The 21,399-nt window shown below is 69.1% G+C and carries 26 protein-coding genes; 9 read left to right on the forward strand and 17 right to left on the reverse strand.

Features of this window, described 5'->3' with window-relative positions; genetic code table 11:
* The 6 genes from E8A12_RS19470 to E8A12_RS19495 form a co-directional block, all read right to left on the reverse strand.
* Positions 1 to 482, reverse strand: a 482-nt coding sequence (locus E8A12_RS19470; RefSeq protein WP_293371904.1) for an isocitrate/isopropylmalate family dehydrogenase, incomplete at its 3' end; no start/stop codon positions are given.
* 15 nt (positions 483 to 497) lie between these two features.
* A complete protein-coding gene (locus E8A12_RS19475; protein ID WP_293371906.1) occupies positions 498 to 800 on the reverse strand; it encodes a putative quinol monooxygenase in 303 nt (100 codons plus the stop codon).
* Positions 797 to 1,408 carry a 3-isopropylmalate dehydratase small subunit gene (leuD, locus tag E8A12_RS19480; RefSeq protein ID WP_293371908.1) on the reverse strand — a complete coding sequence of 204 codons (612 nt, stop codon included), beginning with the start codon at positions 1,406 to 1,408 and terminating at the stop codon, positions 797 to 799. The genes E8A12_RS19475 and leuD overlap by 4 nt, the downstream gene beginning before the upstream one ends.
* Positions 1,408 to 2,211, reverse strand: a complete 804-nt coding sequence (locus E8A12_RS19485; protein ID WP_293371910.1) for a VOC family protein — start codon at positions 2,209 to 2,211, stop codon at positions 1,408 to 1,410. Before E8A12_RS19485 ends, leuD begins: the two co-directional genes overlap by 1 nt.
* A 10-nt stretch (positions 2,212 to 2,221) precedes the next feature.
* Positions 2,222 to 3,631 carry a 3-isopropylmalate dehydratase large subunit gene (leuC, locus tag E8A12_RS19490; protein ID WP_293371951.1) on the reverse strand — a complete coding sequence of 470 codons (1,410 nt, stop codon included), beginning with the start codon at positions 3,629 to 3,631 and terminating at the stop codon, positions 2,222 to 2,224.
* An 82-nt stretch (positions 3,632 to 3,713) separates the two neighbouring features.
* Positions 3,714 to 4,706 carry an NAD-dependent epimerase/dehydratase family protein gene (locus E8A12_RS19495; RefSeq protein WP_293371911.1) on the reverse strand — a complete coding sequence of 331 codons (993 nt, stop codon included), beginning with the start codon at positions 4,704 to 4,706 and terminating at the stop codon, positions 3,714 to 3,716.
* 91 nt (positions 4,707 to 4,797) lie between these two features.
* Between E8A12_RS19495 and E8A12_RS19500 the strand changes: the two genes are divergently transcribed.
* Entirely contained in the window at positions 4,798 to 5,697 is a 900-nt protein-coding gene (locus E8A12_RS19500; RefSeq protein WP_293371913.1) for a LysR family transcriptional regulator, read from the forward strand.
* Positions 5,694 to 6,086: a GFA family protein gene (locus E8A12_RS19505; RefSeq protein ID WP_293371915.1), complete on the forward strand. Its 393-nt coding sequence runs from the start codon at positions 5,694 to 5,696 to the stop codon at positions 6,084 to 6,086. Before E8A12_RS19500 ends, E8A12_RS19505 begins: the two co-directional genes overlap by 4 nt.
* A 3-nt stretch (positions 6,087 to 6,089) precedes the next feature.
* Here the strand turns inward: E8A12_RS19505 and E8A12_RS19510 are convergent, their stop codons facing one another.
* From E8A12_RS19510 to trmD, 3 genes are all read right to left on the reverse strand, one after another.
* On the reverse strand, positions 6,090 to 8,321 hold the full coding sequence (locus tag E8A12_RS19510; protein WP_293371917.1) for a sulfatase-like hydrolase/transferase: 2,232 nt from the start codon (positions 8,319 to 8,321) through the stop codon (positions 6,090 to 6,092).
* A gap of 117 nt (positions 8,322 to 8,438) precedes the next feature.
* Positions 8,439 to 8,837 carry a 50S ribosomal protein L19 gene (gene rplS, locus E8A12_RS19515; protein WP_293371919.1) on the reverse strand — a complete coding sequence of 133 codons (399 nt, stop codon included), beginning with the start codon at positions 8,835 to 8,837 and terminating at the stop codon, positions 8,439 to 8,441.
* 19 nt (positions 8,838 to 8,856) lie between these two features.
* Positions 8,857 to 9,567 (reverse strand): tRNA (guanosine(37)-N1)-methyltransferase TrmD, encoded by a 711-nt coding sequence (trmD, locus tag E8A12_RS19520; protein WP_293371921.1) that lies wholly within the window; start codon positions 9,565 to 9,567, stop codon positions 8,857 to 8,859.
* 62 nt (positions 9,568 to 9,629) lie between these two features.
* Here trmD and E8A12_RS19525 point away from each other — a divergent pair, with 62 nt between their 5' ends.
* Together E8A12_RS19525 and E8A12_RS19530 are read left to right on the forward strand one after the other, a co-directional pair.
* On the forward strand, positions 9,630 to 10,778 hold the full coding sequence (locus E8A12_RS19525) for an aspartyl protease family protein (protein ID WP_293371923.1): 1,149 nt from the start codon (positions 9,630 to 9,632) through the stop codon (positions 10,776 to 10,778).
* A 44-nt stretch (positions 10,779 to 10,822) separates the two neighbouring features.
* Positions 10,823 to 11,686, forward strand: a complete 864-nt coding sequence (locus E8A12_RS19530; RefSeq protein ID WP_293371925.1) for an acyl-CoA thioesterase II — start codon at positions 10,823 to 10,825, stop codon at positions 11,684 to 11,686.
* A gap of 41 nt (positions 11,687 to 11,727) precedes the next feature.
* Here the strand turns inward: E8A12_RS19530 and rimM are convergent, their stop codons facing one another.
* Genes rimM through ffh form a run of 3 tightly spaced genes read right to left on the reverse strand, consistent with a single transcriptional unit; the run spans position 11,728 to position 14,417 of the window.
* Complete coding sequence (gene rimM / locus E8A12_RS19535; RefSeq protein ID WP_293371927.1) at positions 11,728 to 12,231, reverse strand: ribosome maturation factor RimM; 504 nt, start codon at positions 12,229 to 12,231, stop codon at positions 11,728 to 11,730.
* 14 nt (positions 12,232 to 12,245) lie between these two features.
* On the reverse strand, positions 12,246 to 12,869 hold the full coding sequence (rpsP, locus tag E8A12_RS19540) for a 30S ribosomal protein S16 (RefSeq protein WP_293371929.1): 624 nt from the start codon (positions 12,867 to 12,869) through the stop codon (positions 12,246 to 12,248).
* A gap of 24 nt (positions 12,870 to 12,893) precedes the next feature.
* Positions 12,894 to 14,417: a signal recognition particle protein gene (gene ffh / locus E8A12_RS19545; protein WP_293371931.1), complete on the reverse strand. Its 1,524-nt coding sequence runs from the start codon at positions 14,415 to 14,417 to the stop codon at positions 12,894 to 12,896.
* A 436-nt stretch (positions 14,418 to 14,853) separates the two neighbouring features.
* Between ffh and E8A12_RS19550 the strand changes: the two genes are divergently transcribed.
* Together E8A12_RS19550 and E8A12_RS19555 are read left to right on the forward strand one after the other, a co-directional pair.
* Entirely contained in the window at positions 14,854 to 15,444 is a 591-nt protein-coding gene (locus tag E8A12_RS19550) for a methylated-DNA--[protein]-cysteine S-methyltransferase (RefSeq protein WP_293371933.1), read from the forward strand.
* Entirely contained in the window at positions 15,441 to 15,818 is a 378-nt protein-coding gene (locus tag E8A12_RS19555; RefSeq protein ID WP_293371935.1) for a DUF4345 family protein, read from the forward strand. The genes E8A12_RS19550 and E8A12_RS19555 overlap by 4 nt, the downstream gene beginning before the upstream one ends.
* Here E8A12_RS19555 and E8A12_RS19560 read toward each other — a convergent pair.
* The 3 genes from E8A12_RS19560 to E8A12_RS19570 form a co-directional block, all read right to left on the reverse strand.
* Positions 15,815 to 17,008: an FAD-dependent oxidoreductase gene (locus E8A12_RS19560; protein ID WP_293371953.1), complete on the reverse strand. Its 1,194-nt coding sequence runs from the start codon at positions 17,006 to 17,008 to the stop codon at positions 15,815 to 15,817. The two genes, E8A12_RS19555 and E8A12_RS19560, sit on opposite strands and share 4 nt — an antisense overlap.
* A gap of 84 nt (positions 17,009 to 17,092) precedes the next feature.
* Positions 17,093 to 17,719, reverse strand: coding sequence for a TetR/AcrR family transcriptional regulator (locus E8A12_RS19565; RefSeq protein ID WP_293371937.1), 627 nt, complete (start codon positions 17,717 to 17,719; stop codon positions 17,093 to 17,095).
* 26 nt (positions 17,720 to 17,745) lie between these two features.
* Positions 17,746 to 17,988, reverse strand: coding sequence for a hypothetical protein (locus E8A12_RS19570; protein ID WP_293371939.1), 243 nt, complete (start codon positions 17,986 to 17,988; stop codon positions 17,746 to 17,748).
* A gap of 198 nt (positions 17,989 to 18,186) precedes the next feature.
* Here E8A12_RS19570 and E8A12_RS19575 point away from each other — a divergent pair, with 198 nt between their 5' ends.
* Entirely contained in the window at positions 18,187 to 19,038 is an 852-nt protein-coding gene (locus E8A12_RS19575; RefSeq protein ID WP_293371941.1) for an aspartate/glutamate racemase family protein, read from the forward strand.
* A 12-nt stretch (positions 19,039 to 19,050) separates the two neighbouring features.
* Complete coding sequence (locus E8A12_RS19580; RefSeq protein ID WP_293371943.1) at positions 19,051 to 19,575, forward strand: SRPBCC family protein; 525 nt, start codon at positions 19,051 to 19,053, stop codon at positions 19,573 to 19,575.
* Here E8A12_RS19580 and E8A12_RS19585 read toward each other — a convergent pair.
* Complete coding sequence (locus E8A12_RS19585) at positions 19,572 to 20,108, reverse strand: carboxymuconolactone decarboxylase family protein (protein ID WP_293371945.1); 537 nt, start codon at positions 20,106 to 20,108, stop codon at positions 19,572 to 19,574. The two genes, E8A12_RS19580 and E8A12_RS19585, sit on opposite strands and share 4 nt — an antisense overlap.
* A 154-nt stretch (positions 20,109 to 20,262) precedes the next feature.
* Positions 20,263 to 20,820 carry a peroxiredoxin gene (locus tag E8A12_RS19590; RefSeq protein WP_293371947.1) on the reverse strand — a complete coding sequence of 186 codons (558 nt, stop codon included), beginning with the start codon at positions 20,818 to 20,820 and terminating at the stop codon, positions 20,263 to 20,265.
* 130 nt (positions 20,821 to 20,950) lie between these two features.
* Between E8A12_RS19590 and E8A12_RS19595 the strand changes: the two genes are divergently transcribed.
* A partial coding sequence (locus E8A12_RS19595) for a LysR family transcriptional regulator (RefSeq protein WP_293371949.1) occupies positions 20,951 to 21,399 on the forward strand: 449 nt, incomplete at its 3' end.

Raw genomic sequence — 21,399 nt, forward strand, 5'->3', positions numbered from 1 at the left:
GTCGTATAGACCTGGGTGTCCACGGCGCGTTTGCCGCCGTCCGGCAGGTCCTCGATGAACCGCGGCTGGCCGAAATAGACCCCACCGGTCAGCTCGCGAACGATCATCATGTCCAGGCCTTCGACCAGTTCGCGCTTCAAAGACGAGGCGTCGGCCAGCGGCTGGAAGCAGATGGCGGGACGCAGGTTCGCGAACACACCCATGCCGGCGCGCAGGCCGAGCAGGCCGGCCTCCGGCCGCTTGTCGCGCGGGGCATTGGCCCACTTGGGGCCGCCCACCGCGCCCATCAACACAGCGCGGGCGTCCTGGGCCATCGCCAGGGTCTCGTCCGCGAGCGGCGTGCCGAGCTGATCGAAGCTGGTCCCGCCGAACGGGCGCTCGTCGATCGTCAGGTCGTTGGCCAGCCGGTTGGCCACCCGGCGCACCTGGGCGGTCACCTCGGGCCCGATCCCGTCGCCGGGCAGGAGCAGCAGGTCGGTCATCAAGGGCCTCGAAGATTAAAGCGCGCGTTCCGAGGCGGTTTCGTAGGCGAAGAGCTTGCGATCGGAAACCCCATGCTCGGCGCAGGCCGCCCGCCAGGTGGCCATGTGCGGCGCCTTGAAGTGGGCGTCGATGGCGGCCTGGTCGCGCCAGACCTCGAACACCCGGATCAGGCCGGGTTCGGCTATGTCCTCGCCGTAGCTGTAGGTAATGCAGCCATCCTCGGCGCGGCTCGCCGCAAGCATGGCGAGCTGATGGGGGCGAAGGGCGGCCAGGTTCTGCGGCGGCACGCGGACCGTCCCGGCGATGATCAGGCTCATGCGTCCTCCAGCCACGGGCGGTCGAGCGCCCGTCTCATCTCGTAGGTGTCGATGTCGGCGGCCATCTGAAGGGTCTCGCCGATGGCGTCGAGGCCCTTCAGCATCTTCTCCTTACGGACCGGATCGATCTCGAAGTGGAAGGTCTCGCCCGCAGGGGACAGCACGGTCTGCGCCTCCAGGTCGACGGTGACGAGGTGGTTGCCGCCCTTGGCCTCCTCCATCAGCGCCTGCACCTGCTCGGCCGGCAGGACGACGGGCAGGAGGCCGTTCTGGAAGCAGTTGTTGTAGAAGATGTCCGCAAAGCTGGTGGACACCACGCAGCGGATTCCGAAGTCCATCAGCGCCCAGGGCGCGTGCTCTCGGCTCGACCCGCAGCCGAAATTGTCGCCGGCCACCAGGACGCCTGCGCCCTTGTACTCAGGCCTGTTCAGCACGAAGCCGGGCCGCTCCTTGCCCTCGCCGTCGAAGCGCAGGTCGTAAAACAGCCCCTTGGCCAGGCCTTCGCGCTCCACGGTCTTGAGGAACTGCTTGGGGATGATCTGGTCGGTGTCGATGTTGGCCAGCGGCAACGGCGCGATCTTGGCGTCAAGGCGGGTGAAGGCGTCCATCAGGCGGCTTCCAGTTCGGGTGACGGCATCAGCATCAGGGTCGGCGCGCCGCCCGGCGCGTCGCGCACGGTGAAGACCTTGGTGCCGGTTTTGCGGCCCGCCCGGACCTCGGAAACGTCGAAGCCGGCCGCGGCGATGCGGGCCTGGGCAGCGTTGGGATCGGTGACCCGCCAGGCCAGGCCGCCGAAGCGGTCCGGCGCATCGGTGACCGGCGCTTTCAGGCTCGCGCCCACTTCGAACAGCGTCCCCCCGCAGCGGAAGAACAGCTGGCGGGCGCCCCACTGCTCGTTGGCGCGGTCGAGCCGCAGGTCGAGCCCGAACCTGGCGCCGTAGAGGCCCAGCGCGCGGTCGGGGTTCGAGGTGTGGACGACGATGTGGTCCAGCGCCGGGACGGCGGCGTCCTCCGCCCCGATGACGGGCGAGGGCCGTGCGCCAATGCGGCCGGGGGTGAGCACGAAGTCCAGGCCGGCGGCGCGCACGCGAGCAACCGATCCAACCGTCTCGACGTCGAGACCCCGACGGCTCAGCAGGCGCGCGGCGTCCGCGACATCGTCGACCTGGAACGCCGCGATCCACAGGCCTTCGCCGGCGTCGTCCAGCCGCGCGCGCACCCGGTCGCCGGCGGGGCCGTCGCCGCTCGGCGCGATGACCTCCAGAGCCATATTGGCCAGGTGGAACCAGGCGCGGTCGGCGCCGTCTCGCGGCTCCAGTTCCGGCTCCCGGCCGAGCAGGCGGCGGTAGCCGTCGACGCCCGCGTCGAAGTCGCGGACCGCGATGGCGACGTGGTCGAGGCCCCCGATCAAGAGCGCGTCCTCACAGGTAGTCCCGCACGTCGGTGATGTGGCCAGCGATGGCGGCGGCGGCGGCCATTACCGGGCTCATCAGATGGGTGCGGCCGGCGCGGCCCTGGCGACCTTCGAAGTTGCGGTTGGAGGTGGACGCGCAGCGCTGGCCCGGGGGCACCTTGTCGGGGTTCATGGCCAGGCACATGGAGCAGCCCGGCTCGCGCCATTCGAAGCCGGCGGCCAGGAAGATTTCATCCAGACCCTCGTCCTCGGCCTGAGCGCGCACCAGGCCAGAGCCGGGCACGACCATCGCGCGGACACTGGGCGAGACCTTGCGGCCCTCAACGACCTTGGCGGCGGCGCGCAGGTCCTCGATGCGGCTGTTGGTGCAGGAGCCGATGAACACCACGTCGACCCTGGCCTCGGTGATCGGCTGGCCGGCGTCCAGGCCCATGTATTCCAGCGCGCGGACGGCGGAGGCCCGCTTGTCGGGGCTGGCGAAATCCTCAGGGGCCGGCACTCGGTCGCTCACCGCGATCACATCCTCCGGGCTCGTGCCCCAGGTGACCAGGGGCGCGATCTCGGCTGCGTCGAGGGTGATCTCCCGGTCGAACTGAGCGTCGGGATCGGTGGAGAAGCCCTTCCAATAGCTGAGCGCCATCTCCCATGCGCCGCCCTTGGGCGCCGAGGGGCGACCCATGAGATAGGCGAAGGTGGTCTCGTCTGGCGCCACCAGCCCCGCCCGCGCGCCGGCCTCGATGGTCAGGTTGCAGAGGGTCATGCGCCCTTCCATGGAGAGCGCGCGCACCGCGGAGCCGGCGTATTCGATGACGTAGCCCGTGCCGCCGGCGGTGCCGATGGCGCCGATCACGGCCAGGGCGAAGTCCTTGGCGCCGACGCCGGGGATCGGCTCGCCCTCGATGTTGACGCGGAAGTTCTTGGCCTTGGTCTGGCGCAGTGTCTGGGTGGCCAGGACGTGTTCGACCTCGGAGGTGCCGATGCCGTGAGCCAGGGCCCCGAAGGCGCCGTGGGTCGAGGTGTGGCTATCGCCGCAGACGATGGTCATGCCGGGCTGGGTGCGGCCCTGCTCGGGGCCCACCACATGGACGATGCCGTTGCGCACGTCGCCCATCGGGAAGAATTCGATGCCGTAGTCCTTGACGTTGCGCTCCAGGGTCTGGAGCTGCAGGCGCGCCTCCTCGTCGGCGACGGCGCCGACGCCGAGCGCCTGGCCCTCCGTTGGGACATTGTGGTCGGCGACCGCAAGGGTGCGGTCCGGCCGGCGCACCGGGCGCTTGGCGAGCCGAAGGCCGGCGAACGCCTGCGGCGTGGTCACCTCGTGGATCAGGTGCAGGTCGATGTAGAGGATCGCCTCGCCGTCCTGCAGGGTGACGACGTGAGCGTCCCAAATCTTGTCGTAGAGGGTCTTGCCGGGCATGGGGCGCATGTAGGTCCGCACCCCCGCGCACGTCTAGTGCCGCAGCGACGCATTCCACCGGTCCGCAGCGCAATTTCCTGCCTCAGGCGGCCATTTGGCCCACAGGCTGTGGCAGCACGCGCAGGCCAACCAGGGCTTGGCGCAGGGCCTCGTCGATCGGAGTGTGCGGTTCGGCGCCGAGCCGCGTGACGAGCCGCGCGTTGTCCAGCAGCACCGGCGTCTCCCAGAGATAACGCATCTCCAGCATCTCGCGCATCGTCTCGTTGAACGGCGCCATGGCGCGAACGGCGAACCATGGGAGCCGGCTGACGGAGAGCTTGCGCCCGGCCACCCGCGAAAGGGCGGCGACCAGCTCATCGCCGGTGACGGTGTGCCCGCACATGTGGAAGACTTCGAACGTGGAAAGGTCGTCGCGTTCCGCCAGCCGCACCATGGTTTCGGCCACGTCCGGCAGATAGCCCCAGCTGTGGCCGACCGACAGCGGACCCGGATAGGTGACGCTGGCCAGCGGCTTGCCGACCTTTACCAAGCCAGCTGCGAGCCAGCTGTTGGCCGTGGTCTTCGGGCCGAAGAAGTCGCCGGCGCGGACGATCAGCACCTTCAGGCCCTCGTCGGAGGCCGCCTTCAGCGCGGCTTCCATCTGCACCCGGATCGCGCCCTTGCGGGTGACCGGGTTCTGCGGACTGTCCTCAGTGAGATTCGGGAAGGCGTCGGGGCCGAAATTGTAGACCGTGCCCGGGAAGATCAGCCGCGCGTCCGCCGCTCTTGCCGCAGCGATAGCCGAGGCCAGCATGGGCATCTGCAGGCCGGCCCAGTTGCGATAGCCGGCAGGATTGGCGCCGTGCGCCACGAGGCTGACGCCCTCGGCGGCGGCCACCACCTCGGCCTCGACCATAGCGTCGCCCTTAACCCAGTCCAGGCCGGGCCGGCCGGAGGTCCGCCGCGCGGTGTCCGGATTGCGATGCAAGGCCCGCACGCGCCAGCCGCCCGCCAGCAGCCGCTCGGCGACCGCGCCGCCAATTCCGCCGGTCGCGCCGATCACCAGCGCCAGCTTCTGTTGGGTCTTGAGAGTCATTTCCGTATCTCCGTGTTCCTTGAACAAGAGATGCGCCACGCCCATCTGCAACAGAATTGCCGAATCCTCTGGAACAGCTATTCATCCGCGCATGCCTGGGCCGAACGACTGGGACCTGTTCCAAAGCCTGCATGCGGTGCTGGAAGCCGGCACCCTGTCGGCGGCGGCGCGTCTCCGGGGCCTGACCCAGCCGACCCTGGGCCGCCACATCGAGACCCTGGAGCAGCGCCTGGGCTCGCCGCTGTTCCTGCGCAGCCCGCGGGGCCTGCAGCCCACCGACCTGGCGCTGGAGCTCAAGCCGCACCTGCACGACATGTCGGCCGCCGCCTCCGCCGCCGTGCGCGACGCCTCGGGCGCGGCCAATTCGCTCTCCGGCTCGATCCGCATCACCGCCAGCGAGATCGTCGGCGCCGAGGTGCTGCCGCCCATGCTGACCAGCTTCCGCGAAGAGCATCCGGGGGTGGTGATCGAGCTGATGCTCTCCAACATCAACGACGACCTGTCGCGCCGCGAGGCCGATATCGCCGTGCGGATGAGCCCGCCCAGCCAGAGCGCCCTGGTGGCCAAGAAGGTGGGCGAGATCTCGATCAATTTCTACGCAACGGCGGAATACCTGGAACGCCACGGCGCGCCGCAGAGCCTGGCCGAGTTCGAGGATCACGCCATCATCGGCTTCGACAGCCCGGGGCGTGGAATCCGTGACGTGCCGGGCCTGAACATGCCGGTAAGCCGTGAGACCTTCACCTTCCGCTCTGACAGCGACCTGGCCCAGCTCGCCGCCACCCGCGCAGGGTTCGGGATCGGGGTGATGCAGGACGGACTCGCGCGCCGCCACGGCCTCATCCGGGTGCTGCCGAACTTCACCCTCTTCGTGCTGCCGGCCTATGTGGTGATGCACGAGAACCTGCGCGGCAGCCGGCGCATGCGGTTGATGTTCGACCACCTGGTCGAGGGCACGACCGCCTATGTGCGGGAGAGCCGGGCCGCGTGAGCGGGCCTTATGAAGGCGGCTGCCTGTGCGGCCAGATACGCTGGCGGGCGTCCGCCGAGCCGATCAATGTTCGCTTCTGCCATTGTCGCAACTGCCAGCGGGCCACCGGCGGCCCCTATTTCGCCCGCGCCCTGTTCAACGACGCTGACGTCGAGCGCACCGGCGATACGACCAGCTGGGCCTCGTCGCAGAGGCTGCACCGGCTCTCCTGTGTGCGCTGCGGGACGCCGGTCTTCGCCGAGCCGCAGGACGGGCCGTGGATCGCCGTGTCGCTGACCACCCTGGACGATCCGGCGGCGCTCGCCCCCGGCTCGCACATCTGGATCAGCGAGAAGCTCGACTGGGTGCGGATCGACGACGGCCTGCCGCAACACCTTCGAGGGAATTGAGCCCTACTGCCGCGCCATTTCAGCCTCGCCGATCGCGTCGCCGTCCAAGATCTGGTCGTCATCCATGGTGACGGTGACGCGGCGCAGGGTCCCGGCGTAGGCGAACGGGGCCTCATAAGGCGCGACAGGGCTGCCGCGATCGCGGCCGATATCTAGGCCGGACCAGGAGATCAGGGTCGCAAATCCGAGCGTCGTGGACATCGAGGCGGCGCGGCGGCCGTCGACCGTCAGGGTGAAGTCCCGGCCATCGGGGCCCTGGCGGACAGCGACGCCCAGGATGTGCGGCCCCTCAGGCGTCGGCCGATCGGCCGCCAGCGTCTCGAGTTTGCCGCCGATATTCAGCGTGTAGTGCAGCCGCCCGCCCTTGACGTAGAGGCTGTAGCCGCTGGTGGCGTCGCCGTGGGCGATCAGAACGCCGTCCGCGCCGCCGGGCGGGACGATCAATTCCGCCTCGATCCGGTAGGAGCGGCTGCGCACGTCCGGCGCGACGTCGGAAGGCAGGTGGCCCATGCCGGCATGGAAGACGTAGCGTTTGCGCAGGCCTGCGAAGCGGGCCGAGTTCTCGGCGAAGCGCGGCGCGAAGCGGTCGTCCAGCGGCAGCACCTGATGCGCCTCGGCTTCTGACCACCATACGTCCTGCAGGGCCTTCAGCCGCGCCGGCTCGGCTTCGGCCAGGTCGTGCGCCTCTGAGAAATCCGCGTCGAGGTGGAAGAGCTCCCACCTGTCCGCCTCGAACGGCGCGCCCGGCGGGTGGAAGGCGACGGCCTTCCAGCCGTCCTTCCAGAGGCCGCGGTGGCCGAACATCTCGAAATACTGCGGCCTGTTCCGATCCGGCGCTCCGGGCCCCTGCAGCCGGGCCAGGAAGCTCTCGCCTTCGATGGGCATCTGGACGACGCCCGCGACTTCGGACGGCGCGTCCACGCTCAGGATGTCGAGGATCGTCGGGACCAGGTCGCAGGCGTGGGCGAAGCCTTCGACCACCTCGCCGCGCCGGGCGATCCCCTTGGGCCAGGAGATCACCAGAGGGTCGCGGATGCCGCCGCCGTGGGTGTTCTGCTTGTAGCGGCGCAGCGGGGTATTCGACGCCATGGCCCAGCCATGCGGGAAGTTGGAGTGGCTGTCCGGTCCGCCGATGTCGTCCAGCCGCGCCAGCTTCTCCGCCAGCGGCTCGCCCTTGCCGTTATAGGGCCCCATTGCGTTGACGAAGCCGTTAGGGCCGCCTTCCTGGCTCGCGCCATTGTCGGACATGACGAGGATCAGGGTGTCGTCGCGCACCCCGGCCTCTTCGAGGAAGGCCACAAGGCGGGCCAGTTCGCGGTCGGTGTGATCGAGCATGGCGGCGAACGCGCTCTGGAGGCGGACAGCCACGGTCTGCTCGTCGGCCGAGAGGTCGGTCCAGGGCCGCACGCCGTCGTTGCGCGCCGGCAGGTCGGTGTTGGCGGGCACGATCCCCAACGCCTTCTGGCGCGCCAGCCTGCGCTCGCGCTCCACGTCCCAGCCTTCGGCGAAGATGGGGTCGTAGCTCTCGATGATGTCCTTCGGCGCCTGGTGCGGCGCATGGCAGGCGCCGGGCGCCAGCCACAGGAGCCAGGGTTTGTCCGGCGCGCTGGCGGCGTGATCGGCGATGTAGCGGATCGATTGGTCCACCAGATCGGTGGTCAGGTGGTAGCCCTCGGCATAGCTCTTCGGCTGCTCGATGGGCGTGTTGTCGCGGACCAGCTCCGGGGAATACTGGTCGGTCTCGGCGTCCATGAAGCCGTAGTAGCGGTCGAAGCCCCGGCCCAGCGGCCAGCCGTCGAAGGGCCCCGTCGGCCCGGTCTCGGTCAACGAGGTCACGTGCCACTTGCCGACCATGTAGTTCCGGTAGCCGTGCGGCCGCAGCATCTCCGGAAGGGTGCCGGCTTCCTTGGCGATCTTGCCGCGATAGCCCGGAAACCCGCTGTCGAAATTGGCCAGGCAGCCCACGCCCACCGAATGGTGGTTGCGCCCGGTCAGCAGGGCCGCGCGCGTCGTCGAACACATGGCGGTGGTGTGGAAGCCGTTCAGCCGCACTCCTGCGGCGGCAAGGCCGTCGATGGTCGGGGTTTGGATCGGCGAGCCATAGCAACCGAAATCCGAGAAGCCGACGTCGTCGAACAGCACCACCAGGATGTTGGGCGCCGTCTTCGGAACCTTGGGGCCCGGCGGCCAATAGGGCGTGGAGTCCGCCAGCGTTCGGCCGATCTTCGCCGCCATTCCGTAATCCCTATTCCGGTTCAGCGAACAGAGACGCGATCCGCGGGCGCCGCGCAAACGAAAACGGCGACCGCATCGCTGCGGCCGCCGCCTGAAATTCGCTGAGCTTCGGAGCGCTTAGGCTTCCGAAGTCCCGGGGGTCTCTTCGGTGGTGCGGGCCATGGAGCGCTCGGCGATCCGGGCCGACTTCCCGCGGCGATCGCGCAGATAGTAGAGCTTGGCGCGACGCACGACGCCGCGGCGCTTCACTTCAATGGAGTCGATCATCGGGCTCATCACCGGGAACAGACGCTCGACGCCTTCGCCGAAGCTGATCTTGCGCACCGTGAAGCTCTCGTTGATGCCGTGGCCGCCGCGGGCGATGCAGACGCCCTCGTAGGCCTGGACGCGCTCGCGCTCGCCTTCCTTGATCTTCACATTCACACGCACGGTGTCGCCCGGCTGGAACTCGGGGATCTTGCGGGTGGCGAGGAGGCGGTCTGCCTCTTCCTTTTCGAGGGTCTCGATCACGTTCATGGTCTTGGTCCTTCTGGGCTTAATCGCCCTTTGCCTGTTGATTGGCGGATCGCTGCGCCCACAAGTCCGGCCGCCGCGCCCGCGTGGTCTTCTCCCTCTCGGCCAGCCGCCACTTCCGAACCTCGGCGTGGTTGCCGCCCAAGAGGACCTCGGGGATGTCCAACCCTTCGAACGTCCGCGGTCGCGTGTACTGCGGATGCTCGAGGAGCCCGTCCTCGAAGCTTTCTTCACTCAAACTCGCGGCCTGTCCCAACACACCCGGGACCAGCCGTACACACGCCTCGATCGCCACCATCGCGGCGGCCTCGCCACCGGCCAGGACCGCATCGCCAACCGCGATCTCCTCGAACCCGCGGGCGTCGAGCACCCGCTGATCCACCCCTTCGAACCGACCGCAAAGGACGATCAGTCCAGGCCCGGAAGCCCAAGTCTTTACAAGCGCTTGGGTCAGGGGCCGGCCCCGGGCGCTCATATACAAAAGCGGCCGCCCGCGCCGCTCCACGCTGTCCAGCGCCGAGGCGATCACGTCCGCCCGCATCACTTGCCCCGGGCCACCCCCGGCAGGGGTGTCGTCGAGGAAGCCGCGCTTATCTGTGGAAAAGCCCCGAATGTCCAGCGTTTCCAAGGACCACAGACCAGCCTGGCGCCAGGCTGTGCCGATCAGCGAGACGCTCAGCGGGCCCGGAAAGGCCTCGGGAAACATGGTCAGCACGGTGGCGTCGAAGGACATGGTCCGCGGTTAAGGCCCCGCGGGGCGTGCGCCCGTCAAGGCTGGCGTGTAGCGTCCGGCCCATGCAGCGACGCCGCTTCCTCGCGCTATCGGCCGGTCTCAGCCTGGCGCCGGGCCTGGGGCGCGCGGTTGAGGCGTCGGCCCAAACGCTCGATTTCCTGTTCGTCCACGACCGCCAGATCCTGTTCCCGATCACCGTCAACGGCCGTCCGGCGGAGGCCTGGCTGGACTCCGGCGCCGGCGCCAGCGTGCTGGATACGGCCTTCGCCAAGGCTCTAGGCGTCACGCTCGGCGGCGGCATCCAGGCGCACGGGGTCGCCGGCGGCGTGGCGGGCGTCCATCAGGCCCGCGTCGATCTGCAGGCCGGCGAGCTCGCCATGAGCGGCCGGCGCGTGGCGGTGATGGACTTGAGCGCCGTGGCCCGCATCGTGCCGCGGCCGGTGCAGGTGCTGCTTGGCCGCGACGTCTTCGACCAGGCGGTGGTCGAGATCGATTTCCAGCGCCGCAGAATCGGCCTGATCCCGCGCTCCGGCTTCGTCCCGCCGCCCGGCAGGCCGGTGTCGCTGAGCCCGTCGGGCGACCTGCGCAGCCTGCCGATCGTGGTCGCCGGCGTTCCGACCGAGGCGATCCTCGACCTGGGCAACGCCGGCGGCCTGCTGCTCGACCGCGACTTCGCCGAGGCCCACCACCTGCTGGCCGGCCATCGGCTCTCGACCGAGCTGGCCGTCGGGGCCGATGGCCCGCGCGAGAGCGTCCAGGCGTGCCTCGACGGGATCCAGCTGGGCGGCCTCGGTTTTGATCGCGTGCCGACGGTGATCACGCCCGGCCTGACCACGCGCGTCCCGGCCAATATCGGCCTGCAGTTGCTCGGCCGCTTTCGCCTGACCATCGACTTTGGCGGCGACCGAATCTGGATGACGCCTTATTCGGACGCGACGGTCCGGCCGTTCCGCAAGAACCGCACAGGGCTGTCGCTGTCGCCGCAGGCGCCGGGCGTGCTGGTCGTCGATCATGTGGCGCTGGACAGCCCGGCGGCGCGGAGCGGCTGGAAGGCTGGCGAGCTGATCACCGCCCTCGACGGTCGGCCCATCGCACCGGACTACATGGCCAGCGATGCCTCGCAATGGATCTTCGGCGCCGCGGGTCGGACCGCCGCCCTGACCCTGGTCGACGGGACCGAGCGGCGGCTGACGCTGGCCGACTACTTCTAGCCGCGCGCTTGCCCGCGCCTGGCGCGCGGCGTAAGCGGCGCCTCATGATCACCGAGAACTTGGCCGAGACGCTCCTGCTGGAGCGTCTCGAAGTGAACCTCTTCCGCGGCGTGACCTCGGACAATTCGCCCGGCCGCATCTTCGGCGGCCAGGTGATCGGACAGTCGCTGCTGGCGGCCTACGAGACGGTGGAAGACCGCATCTGCCACTCGCTCCACTGCTATTTCATCCGGCCCGGGGACCCGACCGTGCCGATCATCTTCGAGGTGGACCGCAGCCGCGACGGCGGCAGCTTCACCACCCGTCGTGTAATCGCCATCCAGCACGGCCAGCAGATCTTCAACCTCGCCGCCTCCTTCATGGCCCACGAGGAGGGCTATGAGCACCAGGCGCCCATGCCTGCCGCCGCGCCTTGGGACGATCTGCCGGACGAGGCGGAGATGCAGAAGGAGGCGATGAAGAATGCGCCGGAGGAGGCCAAGCGCTGGCTCTCGCGGCCGCGGCCCATCGAGATGCGCTCGGTGGACGCGCGCAGCTATTTCCAGGCCGGCGAGGCCAAGGATCCGGAAAGCCAGAGCTGGATCCGCTGTCGCGAACCGATCGGCGCCGACCAACACATGCACCAGGTGATCCTGGCCTACGCCTCGGACATGAACCTGCTGTCCACGGCAATGCGTCCGCACCGGGTCCACTGGCAGACGCCGGGCTTCCAGTCGGCCAGCCTCGACCACGCCATGTGGTTCCACAAGCCGATCAACTTCAACGACTGGCACCTCTACGCCCAGGACAGCCCCAGCGCGTCCGGCGGTCGCGGCTTCATCCGCGGCTCGATCTTCGCATCCGATGGCACTCTTGTGGCGTCGGTGGCCCAGGAGGGCCTGATGCGGATGAGGAAGCCGAAGGCGTAGCGGACCAAATTCCTCGCCTTCGGGGGGAGCATCTTGCGCGGCTATTCCACCTCGTCGGCGCGCACGGCGACCAGGAACCCGTCGGCCATGCGCACTTCGGGCACGGCCTCGCGGGTGAAGGGCAGCCACCAGCTTTCGCCAGCGGCGGGAGCGACTTCCAGGAGATCGCCGGCGCCGAAATCGCGTACCGACCTCACCTGGCCCAGCCGGTCGCCCTCCAGGCTGCGGACCTCCATCCCGACCAGGTCGGCGACGTAGAACTCGTCCTCGTCGGGTTCGGGAAGGCTGGCGCGGGGGATGTAGAGCTTCAGGCCGCGGAGCGCCTCGGCCTCGTCGCGCGTGGTCACCTCCGCCGCGCGCGCCACCACGCCGCCCTTGGCGACGCGGCCGCTCGCCAGCGTGAGGCCGGGCGAACCGTCCTCACGCAGCAAGGTCCTGTAGTCCACCAGCGCCAGCGGCTCGGCCGTGAAGCTGGTGATGCGGACCTCGCCGCGGACGCCGAAAGCGCCCGCAACGCGGCCCACCATGATCAGGTCGTCGCTCAAGAGCGAAGGCCGGATCAGCCTTCGGTCGGTTCGTCGGCCGCGGCTTCGGCGGCGGGCGCCTCGGCAGGGGCTTCTTCGGCCGGAGCGGCGTCAGCGGTCGGTTCTTCTGCGGCGGCTTCGGCAGCTGGAGCTTCCTCGGCGACAGGTTCAGCCACCGGAGCTTCTTCTGCGGCCGGAGCCTCTTCGGCCACGGCCTCTTCCGCCGGCGCGGCTTCGGCGATGAGGGCTTCGGCGACGACTTCCGGCTCCGGCTCGGGGGCCGGCGGCGGGTTGTTCTTAGCTTCCTCGATGGCGGCGAGGCGGTCGGTTTCGCGCTGGGCCTTTTCGCCGGCGCGTTCCTTGGCCTTGGTCCCCGGCTGGCCCTTGTTCGGGTTGTTACCGGCTTCCCACTTCACCAGGCCCTGCTTGGACAGCTCGCGGGCGACGCGGTCGGTGGGCTGGGCGCCCTTGCCCATCCATTCGGAGATGCGCTCGACGTTCAGCACGACGCGGTTCGGGTCGTCCTTTTTCAGGAGCGGGTTGTAGGAACCCACCTTCTCGATGAAGCGGCCATCGCGGGGCGAGTGGCTGTCGGCGACGACGATCGAATAGTAGGGGCGCTTCTTGGCGCCGCCACGGGCGAGACGGATCTTCAGCATTTGTCTAAGTCCTTAGGGTTTCAGCTATTTTTTGAAAGGGTTGAAGCCGGGGGGCAGGCCACCGCCGCCGCCCAGGCCAGGCAATTTGAAGCCGCCGTCGCCTTGCAGCTTGGCCGCCATCTCTTCGATCTCTTTTTCGGAGGGCATCGGCATCTTGCCGCCGCCCAGGGTCTTCAGCCGGTCGCCGCCGCCGGGCCCGCCCATGCCGCCGAGCATCTGGGCCATCTGGGCGAAGCCCTTGCCGCCGCCCTTGCTCATCATCTTGAAGGCGTCGGCCATCTGGCGGTGCTGTTTCAGGAGCCGGTTGACCTCGGCCACGTCGACGCCGGCGCCGGCGGCGATGCGGCGCTTGCGCGAGGCGGCCAGGATGTCGGGTTTCCTGCGCTCCAGCTTGGTCATGGAGCCGATGATCGCGGCCTGCCGGTCGACCATCTTGTCGTTGATGTTGGCTTCGGCGATCTGCTTCTTGATCTTCTGGACGCCGGGCAGCATGCCCATCAGGCCTTCCATGCCGCCCATGCGCTTCATCTGCTGAAGCTGCTCGGCCATCATGTCGAGGTCGAACTGTCCCTTGGCGAGCCGCTTGGCCATCGCCTCGGCCTTGGCGACGTCGAGCTCCTGGCTGGCCTTTTCGACGAGCGCGACCACGTCGCCCTGACCCAGGATCCGGCCGGCCACGCGAGCGGCGTCGAACACTTCCAGGCCGTCGATCTTCTCCGAGACGCCGAGGAACTTGATCGGCAGGCCGGTGACCGCGCGCATCGACAGCGCCGCGCCGCCGCGGCCGTCGCCGTCGGCGCGGGTCAGCACCAGGCCGGTCAGCGGCAGGCGCTCGTGGAAGGCTTTCGCCGTACGGACCGCGTCCTGGCCGGTCAGCGCATCGGCGACCAGCAGGGTCTCGGACGGGTTGGCGATCTTGGCGATCTCAGCCGCCTCGCTCATCATCGCTTCGTCGAGCGTGGTGCGCCCGGCGGTGTCGAGGATGACGACGTCGTAGCCCTGTAGCCTGGCCGACTGCAGCGCGCGGCGGGCGATGTCTGGCGCGGCCTGGCCGGCGACGATCGGCAGGCTGTCGACGCCGGCGAGCGTGGCCAGGGTCGCCAACTGTTCCATGGCGGCCGGACGGCGGGTGTCCAGCGAGGCCAGCAGGACCTTCTTGCGGTCCTTGGCGAGCTTCAGCGCCAGCTTGCCGGCGGTGGTGGTCTTGCCCGAGCCCTGCAGGCCCGCCATCATGATCACGGTCGGCGGGTTCAGCGACAGGTTGAGGCCCTGGGCCTCACCCTCGCCGCCCAGCATCTCCACCAGGCCGTCGTAGGTGATCTTGACCACCTGGTCGGCGGGACGGACCGAGCGGATCACCGCCTCGCCGGTGGCCGCTTCCTTGGCCTTAGCGATGAAGTCGCGGACCACCGGCAGGGCCACGTCGGCCTCTAGCAGGGCCACGCGCACCTCGCGCAGCGCCTCGTCGACGTCCTTCTCCGACAGGACGCCCTTGCCGCTCAGGCGGTCAAAGACGCTGGAGAGCCGATCTGTCAGTGCGTCAAACAAGCATCGCTCCTAAAGCCCAAACGCAGTCGACCCCCGTGCACGATTGCGTGGACGGGGGGCCTCGCCGCCCTCGTCCCAGATAAGGCCTGGGGGTCGTGGCGGTAGAGGGCGCTGACCGAGGTTGGCGCCGGAAGGGCGCGCTTATGCGCCTAAGAGGGGTGGTGGGTCAAGGAAGGCGCCATCAAAGTCGAGACGCCTGGACCGGCAAGCAGAATAGCCGCCCTGAGATTTAGGCCGCAGTCTGGCCGCGTCTACCCAGTTGCTCCCCTTCGGGGGAGCGGTCGGCGAAGCCGACTGAGGGGCTTCCACTCAGACCGGGGAGGAAGCCGCCTCCGGCCCTTCGGGCCACCCTACCGAAGGGGGGAGGAACTTGTGCGCCTGCATCCATGTCCGAAAGCCGCCAGCGCCTTTCGGCGAACGGGCCTATGTTCCTCGCATGACCAGCTACAGCCTCTTCGAAACGCCCATCGGCCACGCGGGTCTGGCCTGGAGCGACCGCCAACGCCTCGTCGGTGTCTACCTGCCCGAAGCTGACCGGGAGAACGCGCGCCGCAGCTTCCTGCGCCGTTATCCCGATGCGGTTGAAGCGCCGCCGACGCCGATGGCCGAGGCCGCCATCGCGGGAATCCGCGAGTTGCTGTCTGGCGAGCCGAACGCCTTGCTGGACGTTCCGATCGAGATCGAGCGCGTCCCGGAATTCAACGCCCGGGTCTACGAGATCGCCCGCGCGATCCCGCCGGGCGAGACCCTGACCTATGGGGAGATCGCCGAGAAGCTGGGGGATAAGATGCTGGCCCGCGATGTGGGCGCGGCGCTTGGCAAGAACCCCTGGCCGATCGTGGTGCCTTGCCACCGGGTCACCGCGGCGGGCGGCAAGCTCGGCGGCTTTTCGGCGCGGGGCGGGGTGAACACCAAGGTCAAGCTGCTGGCTATCGAGGGCGCCAAGGTGTTGGAGCCCGCGCCGCCGACGTCGTCCCGGAGTCGGGCGGCCACCGCCGAAGCGCCGCAACCGTCGCTGTTCGATTGAGCCCCGCGCTCGAACGCCGCCTGCTGCAGGCGGTGATCCTGCTGGCGGGCGTGGTTCCGGTGGGCGGCGGGCTCTGGGGCGCGCTCGGCCACATGACGACCATCGGCGCGACCTCAGCCAGCGAAGCCCGTTATCTCTCAGGACTCTTGCTCGGCATCGGCCTGACCTTCTGGGCGTGCGTCCCGACCCTCGAGCGGCGCGGGGCCGTGGTGCGGACCCTCGCCGCCATCGTGGTGGTGGGCGGCCTGGCGCGGCTTGCGGGCGCCGTCCAGACCGGCTTTCCGCTGTCGGTCAGCCTGCCGCTGGTGATGGAACTGGCCGTGACTCCGCTGGTGGCGCTGTGGCGCGAGCGGGTGGAGCGACGGCTCGCCTAGCCCTTCATCCGCCCGTAGAGTTCCGCGAGCGTCTTCACCGCCCGCTCGGCCTCGACGCGGTCGATCACTTCGTGGTCGTCGCCGTAACCGAACATGTCGCCGCCCCAGAGCGCCTGGACCACGATGCCGTCGCGCCGTGAGAGCATGCTGACGTCCTTGTAGAACACGCCGTAGTTCACCTCCGCCTGCGGAATCAACCAGGTGATCTGGCCGCGCACGGGGGTCACGCTCTCGTCGCGGCACAGCGCGCGGGCGCCATAGCCCGGGCAATTGATCACCACCTTCTCCTTGAGCGTCGCCAGCTCGCCAAGGCTTTGGAACTCGCGGTGCTCGACGTGGCCGCCCATGGCCAGGAAGTCGGCCATCAGGGTGTGGCCGTAGTCGGCGACATTGAACTGCATCGACGAGCTGCGATGCACCGGTCCGGGAAACGGCGTCGCGCCCGCGGGCAGGTCCTCGCCATGGGGTACGATGTCGCCAATGCGGTCGGAATAGCGGGCGAAGTCCAGTTCCGGTCTGGTTCTCGCTGGCGGCGGATCGGTGGGTGCATCTGAGAGGAAGTAGCGCTCGCTCCATTCGACCGGACTATCGGCCAGGCCGAGGTAGCGGCGGAACCGCTTGTAGGAGATGCGCGCCATCTCCTCCCAGAGGACCGCGAACGTTGGGCCGGCGGCGCTGGTCAGGGCGATGCGGCTGTCCGGCGTCCAGCTGCCGGTGGCGCGCGCCGAGCGGGCGTCGGGCAGCATGTCCCTGGCGTAGATGGTGACCTTGGCTCCGGCTTCCAGGGCGAGGATCGCCGACGAAAGGCCGATGGCGCCGCAGCCGACGACGGCGATCTCCTTGGGGCTGTTGGCCATGGCCTTGCGGACCGCCATGGTCCCTGAGCCCCAGGACAGCGACCAGCCAGAACCGCCGTGGCCGTAGTTGTGCACGACCAGCGTGTCGCCCACCTGCTCGGCGTCTAGGCGCGGCCCCTGGGCGCGGAAGGGCCGCAGGCAGACGGTAATGTCGAAGATCCGATTCGTGCTGGCGTGCACCGGCATGATCGGCGGGCGGCGCTCGGCGTAGGGCACGGTGTCCGGCGCTGCGCCCGGAGCGCTGAGCGTGGTGGTTGCGCAGCCGCCAAGTCCGAGGAGCCCCAGGCCCGCGGAGCCGAGCATCAGGCGACGGCGATCCAGGATGCTGGGCATGATCAAGGAACGCCTCCCGGTTGTTCGACCACCGGCTTAGCGGGCGAACGCGGATAGCGGAAGGCGGTCTCTGCAGGGCGGCCGCTAGACGCGCCCGGCTTCCTGGCGGCTGATCGTCCGGGCGTCATCGAAGGGCACGCCATAGGCGGCGAGCACCAGGGCGATCAGTTCCTCGGCCCGAGCCGCCGCGTCGCCGACGACCACATCGCGCTGCACCATCCGCAGCGCGCCGAAGCAGAGCGTCATGGCCGCCATCGGATCGACCGCGCGGAACTGGCCGCGCATGACGCCCTCGCTGTAGAGCGCCGCGAAGGCGTCCTCATAGGCTCGCGTCCGCGGGACCGTCGAGCTGGCCAGCTGTACCGCGACCCAGCCGCGGATCGGGTCGATTCGGTAGGCTTCCAGCATGGCGTGCAGGCTGGCGGCCAAGCGTGTCGCCGGGTCGGCGGGGCGGCGCGCAATCTCGCCAAGCAGGCCGCCCATGTGCCGAGCCACGCGCCGGTTCATCGCCGCGATGAGGTCGGCCACGGTCGGGAAGTAGTTGTAGAACGTCCCGCGCGAGACCCCGGCGGCGCGGGCGAACGCCTCGATGGAGCCGCCGTTCAGGCCCTTCTCGGCGATCACCGCCTCGGCGGCGACAAGTAGCCGGTCGCGGGTGCGGGCTCGCCGCTGCTCGGCGAGCGCCGCGCGGGCCTCCAGGTTAACCCGCATGGGCCGGCGAGGGGGCGGGCCCGAATTCACTTCAGCTGGTCGAGGTGGCCCTTGATCAGGGTGGCGACCAGTTCTGCGACCGGTCCGCCCTGCGCTTCCTGCACGGCGGCCTCGACGCCGAGCGCGTCCATCATGGCGCGGTGGGCCTTGGGGGAGATGGCGGTCACGGCGCGGGTGGTGGCGCGCGACAGGGCGAGCGCGGTCTGGACATCGACTTCCAAGGCGATGGCTGGCGTCGACTCCAGGTCGAAAGCGGGTTGGGCGGGCATGGCGGTCAGGGTCCGGATAGAGGAAATGACCTGGAGGCCGCCGCCAGCGCAAGTCGCCGACAGCACGAATCCAGTCGTTAAGCTTGTCTTGTTGGCGGCGCATATGGGTCGCGCTGACGGGAGTGTCAACTTGAAACAAAAAACGTGATCGCCGGTGTCGGCGTGGACGAGGCTCCGGTCGGCGGCTAACACCGGGCCATGGCCATCGGCGTTTTCGATTCCGGCGTAGGGGGGTTGAGCGTCCACCGCACGCTGGTCGAGCGGTTCCCCAAGGCTGACTTCATCTACCTCGCAGACCAGGCCAATACCCCCTACGGCGGCCGTCCCGGCGAGGAGATCGTCGACCTGACGCGGGCCGGCTGCGAGCGGCTGTTCGGCCTGGGCTGCAGCCTGGTGGTCCTGGCCTGCAACACCGCCTCGGGGATCGCACTGCGCCGCCTGCAGCAGACGTGGCTACCCGGGTACCGTCGAGAGCTGGGCCGGCCGGTCAATGTGCTGGGGATCATCGTCCCGACCATCGAGGCGGCGACCGGCTTGCCCTGGGAGCACGAGGCCGAGCGGCGCGGCGACAAGGTGGAGAAGCTGGACATCCTGGCGGTGTTCTCGACGCCGGCCACGGCCGCCAGCCGCGTCTATGAGATCGAGATCGACAAGCGCCGCCAGGACGTCGCCGTCTTCTCGCAACCCTGCCCGAACCTGGCCGCGATGATCGAGCAGGACGCGACGCGAGAGTCCCTCGCCGCCGACATCGCGGGGCATGTGCAGGCGATCGCCACGCGGATCGGACGGCTGCCGGATCGCGCGATCCTCGGCTGCACCCACTACGAGATCGTGAGCGACCTGTTCCGCGACGCCTTGACGCCCGGGACGCCGCTGATCCATCAGCCCCGGGCCACCGCAGACGCGCTTGTCCGCTACCTGGAGCGGCACATGGAGTTCGATCCCGGCGCCGGCGGGACCCGCCGCTTCCTGACTACGGGACGGGCCGGCGCGCAGTCCGGACTGGTTGAAGCTTTCTGGGGATCGGCTTTAAGCTTCGAGCCGGCTTAGGGGGAACTTCCAATGCGCAGCCTGATCGTCGCGGCCGTCGGGTGCATCGTGCTGGCGGGCCCCGCCCGCGCGGAGATCACGGACCGATCCGCCGCCGGGTTCGAGGTGACCGAGCGGGCGACGGTGGCGGCGCCTGCGGGCAAGGTTTGGGACGCCCTGATGCGGCCGGACCATTGGTGGAGCTCCGACCACACCTGGTCCCACGACGCCAAGAACCTCTACTTCGATCCGTCCGGCTGCTTCTGCGAGCGCCTCAAGCGCGGCGCCGTGCGGCACATGACCATCGTCTACACCGACGGCGCTACCCAGCTGCGGCTGTTCGGAAGCCTGGGTCCCCTGCAACTCACGGGAGCCAGCGGACACATGGTCGTGACGCTCAAGGCCGCCGGCGCGGCGACCGACGTCGTGATGACCTACGACGTCGGCGGCTACGTAAAGGGCGGCCTGAGCGAAAACTTTGCGGCGCCGATCGACCGGGTGCTGGGCGAGCAGCTCGCCAGGCTCAAGAGGTCCGTCGAGACCGGCAAGCCCGATTAGGCGGCCAGCGCCGCCTCGCCGGCGATCACCTGGCTGACCGCATTGACCACCGCGGCGATGCGCAGGGCGGTCTGGATCTGCTGGGCCGTGACGCCGTGTTTCTTCAGCTCGGCCTCGTGGGCGTCGAGGCACATGCCGCAACCGTTTACCGCCGACACCGCCGTCGACCAAAGCTCGAAATCGACCTTCTCGACGCCGGGGTTGGCCAGGACATTCATCCGCAGCCGCGCCGGAAGCGTCGCGTACTCCTTGTTCGTGAGCAGGTGGGTGGCGCGGTAGTAGACGTTGTTCATCCCCATGATCGCCGCGGCCGCCTTGGCGGCGGTCAGGGCTTCGACGCTGAGGCCGGCGTCGGCCGCGGCAGCCTCCATGGCCTTGATGACCGGCGGCGAGCCCGCGGCGTGGGCCGAGGCGACAAAGGCGCCCCACTTCTGCTGGTCGCTGAGCAGGGTTTCGCCCGCCAGGCTCGAGAGGTTCAGGCTGATATCCTTGGCGTAGGCCGGCAGGGTCTCGCGCAGGGTTTCGAGGGACATTTCAAATCTCCGGAAAAAAGGCCCGTCACCACCCGGCTTGTCCGGGTGACCCATCCCAAATCCGTTCGGCGTCGGACGCGTCGGACGCGTCTGGCGCTTAGGGCTGGGTGGCCCGGACAAGCCGGGCCATGACGAAGCGGGGAGGACTGGGCGGTTAGGCGGCCTTCAGGGTTTCGCCGCCGACCGAGCGATTGCAGGGGCAAAGCTCGTCGGTCTGCAAGGCGTCCAGTACGCGAAGCGTGTCCTGCGGATTGCGGCCGACGTTCAGGTTGGTGACGTAGACGTGCTGGATCACGTTGTCCGGGTCGACCACGAAGGTGGCGCGATAGGCGACGCCCTCGTCCTCGTTCAGCACGCCGAGCGCGCGGGCGAACTTGCCGGAGCTATCCGCGAAGTTCCAGATCGGCAGATTGTGCAGGTCCGGGTGCTCACGCCGCCAGCCGAGTTTGGAATGCTCGTTGTCGGTGGAGCCGCCGAGGACCACGGCGTCACGCTCGGCGAACTGCGGGTTGAGGCGGGCGAACTCGGCGATCTCCGTCGGACAGACGAAGGTGAAGTCCTTGGGATAGAAGAAGATGACCCTCCACTGGCCGGGGAAGCTTTCCGGCGTGAGGGTCTCGAAGGCGCTCTCGCCGTCCTGTTCGTGGCGCATGAAGCCCGGCTTCACGCCAACGATCTTGAAGTCCGGGAGGGTCTGGCCGACAGTCAACATATTGATCTCCATCTGCAATCTGGCGCGGACCGGGCTGGGCCGCCGCGATGGAGCTGAAATAGGGACCGGCCTGGCCAATAGCCAATCGATTGGCTATGGAATTTCGATAGAGCAAGCCTATGTTGGTGGCATGCTCCCCACCCTTCGCCAGCTCCAGTACCTGAAGCTCCTCGCCGAACAGGGCAGCTTCGGCCGCGCTGCCGAGGCCGCGCACGTCACCCAGCCGACGCTATCCTCCGGCATCCAGGAGCTCGAGCGGATCCTGGGCGCCGCCGTCGTCGACCGCGCGCGGTCCGGCGTGATCCTGACCGCCGTGGGCGAGGAGGCGCTTCGCCGCGCCACCGTCATCCTCAACGAGGCCGAGGAGCTGGTGGAGTCGGCCAAGAACGCCGGCCAGCCACTGACCGGCCGGTTCCGCCTGGGGGTGATCCCGACCGTGGCGCCCTTCCTGTTGCCGCGCGCCTTGCCCCTATTGCGTGCGCGCTTTCCCAAGCTGCGGCTCTTCCTGCGGGAGGACCTGACCCAACGGCTGATCGCCTCGCTGAAAGCGGGCCAGCTGGACGCGGCGCTGATCGCGCT

The organism is Phenylobacterium sp., assembly GCF_004799395.1.
In the GTDB taxonomy this organism is placed as follows: domain Bacteria; phylum Pseudomonadota; class Alphaproteobacteria; order Caulobacterales; family Caulobacteraceae; genus Phenylobacterium.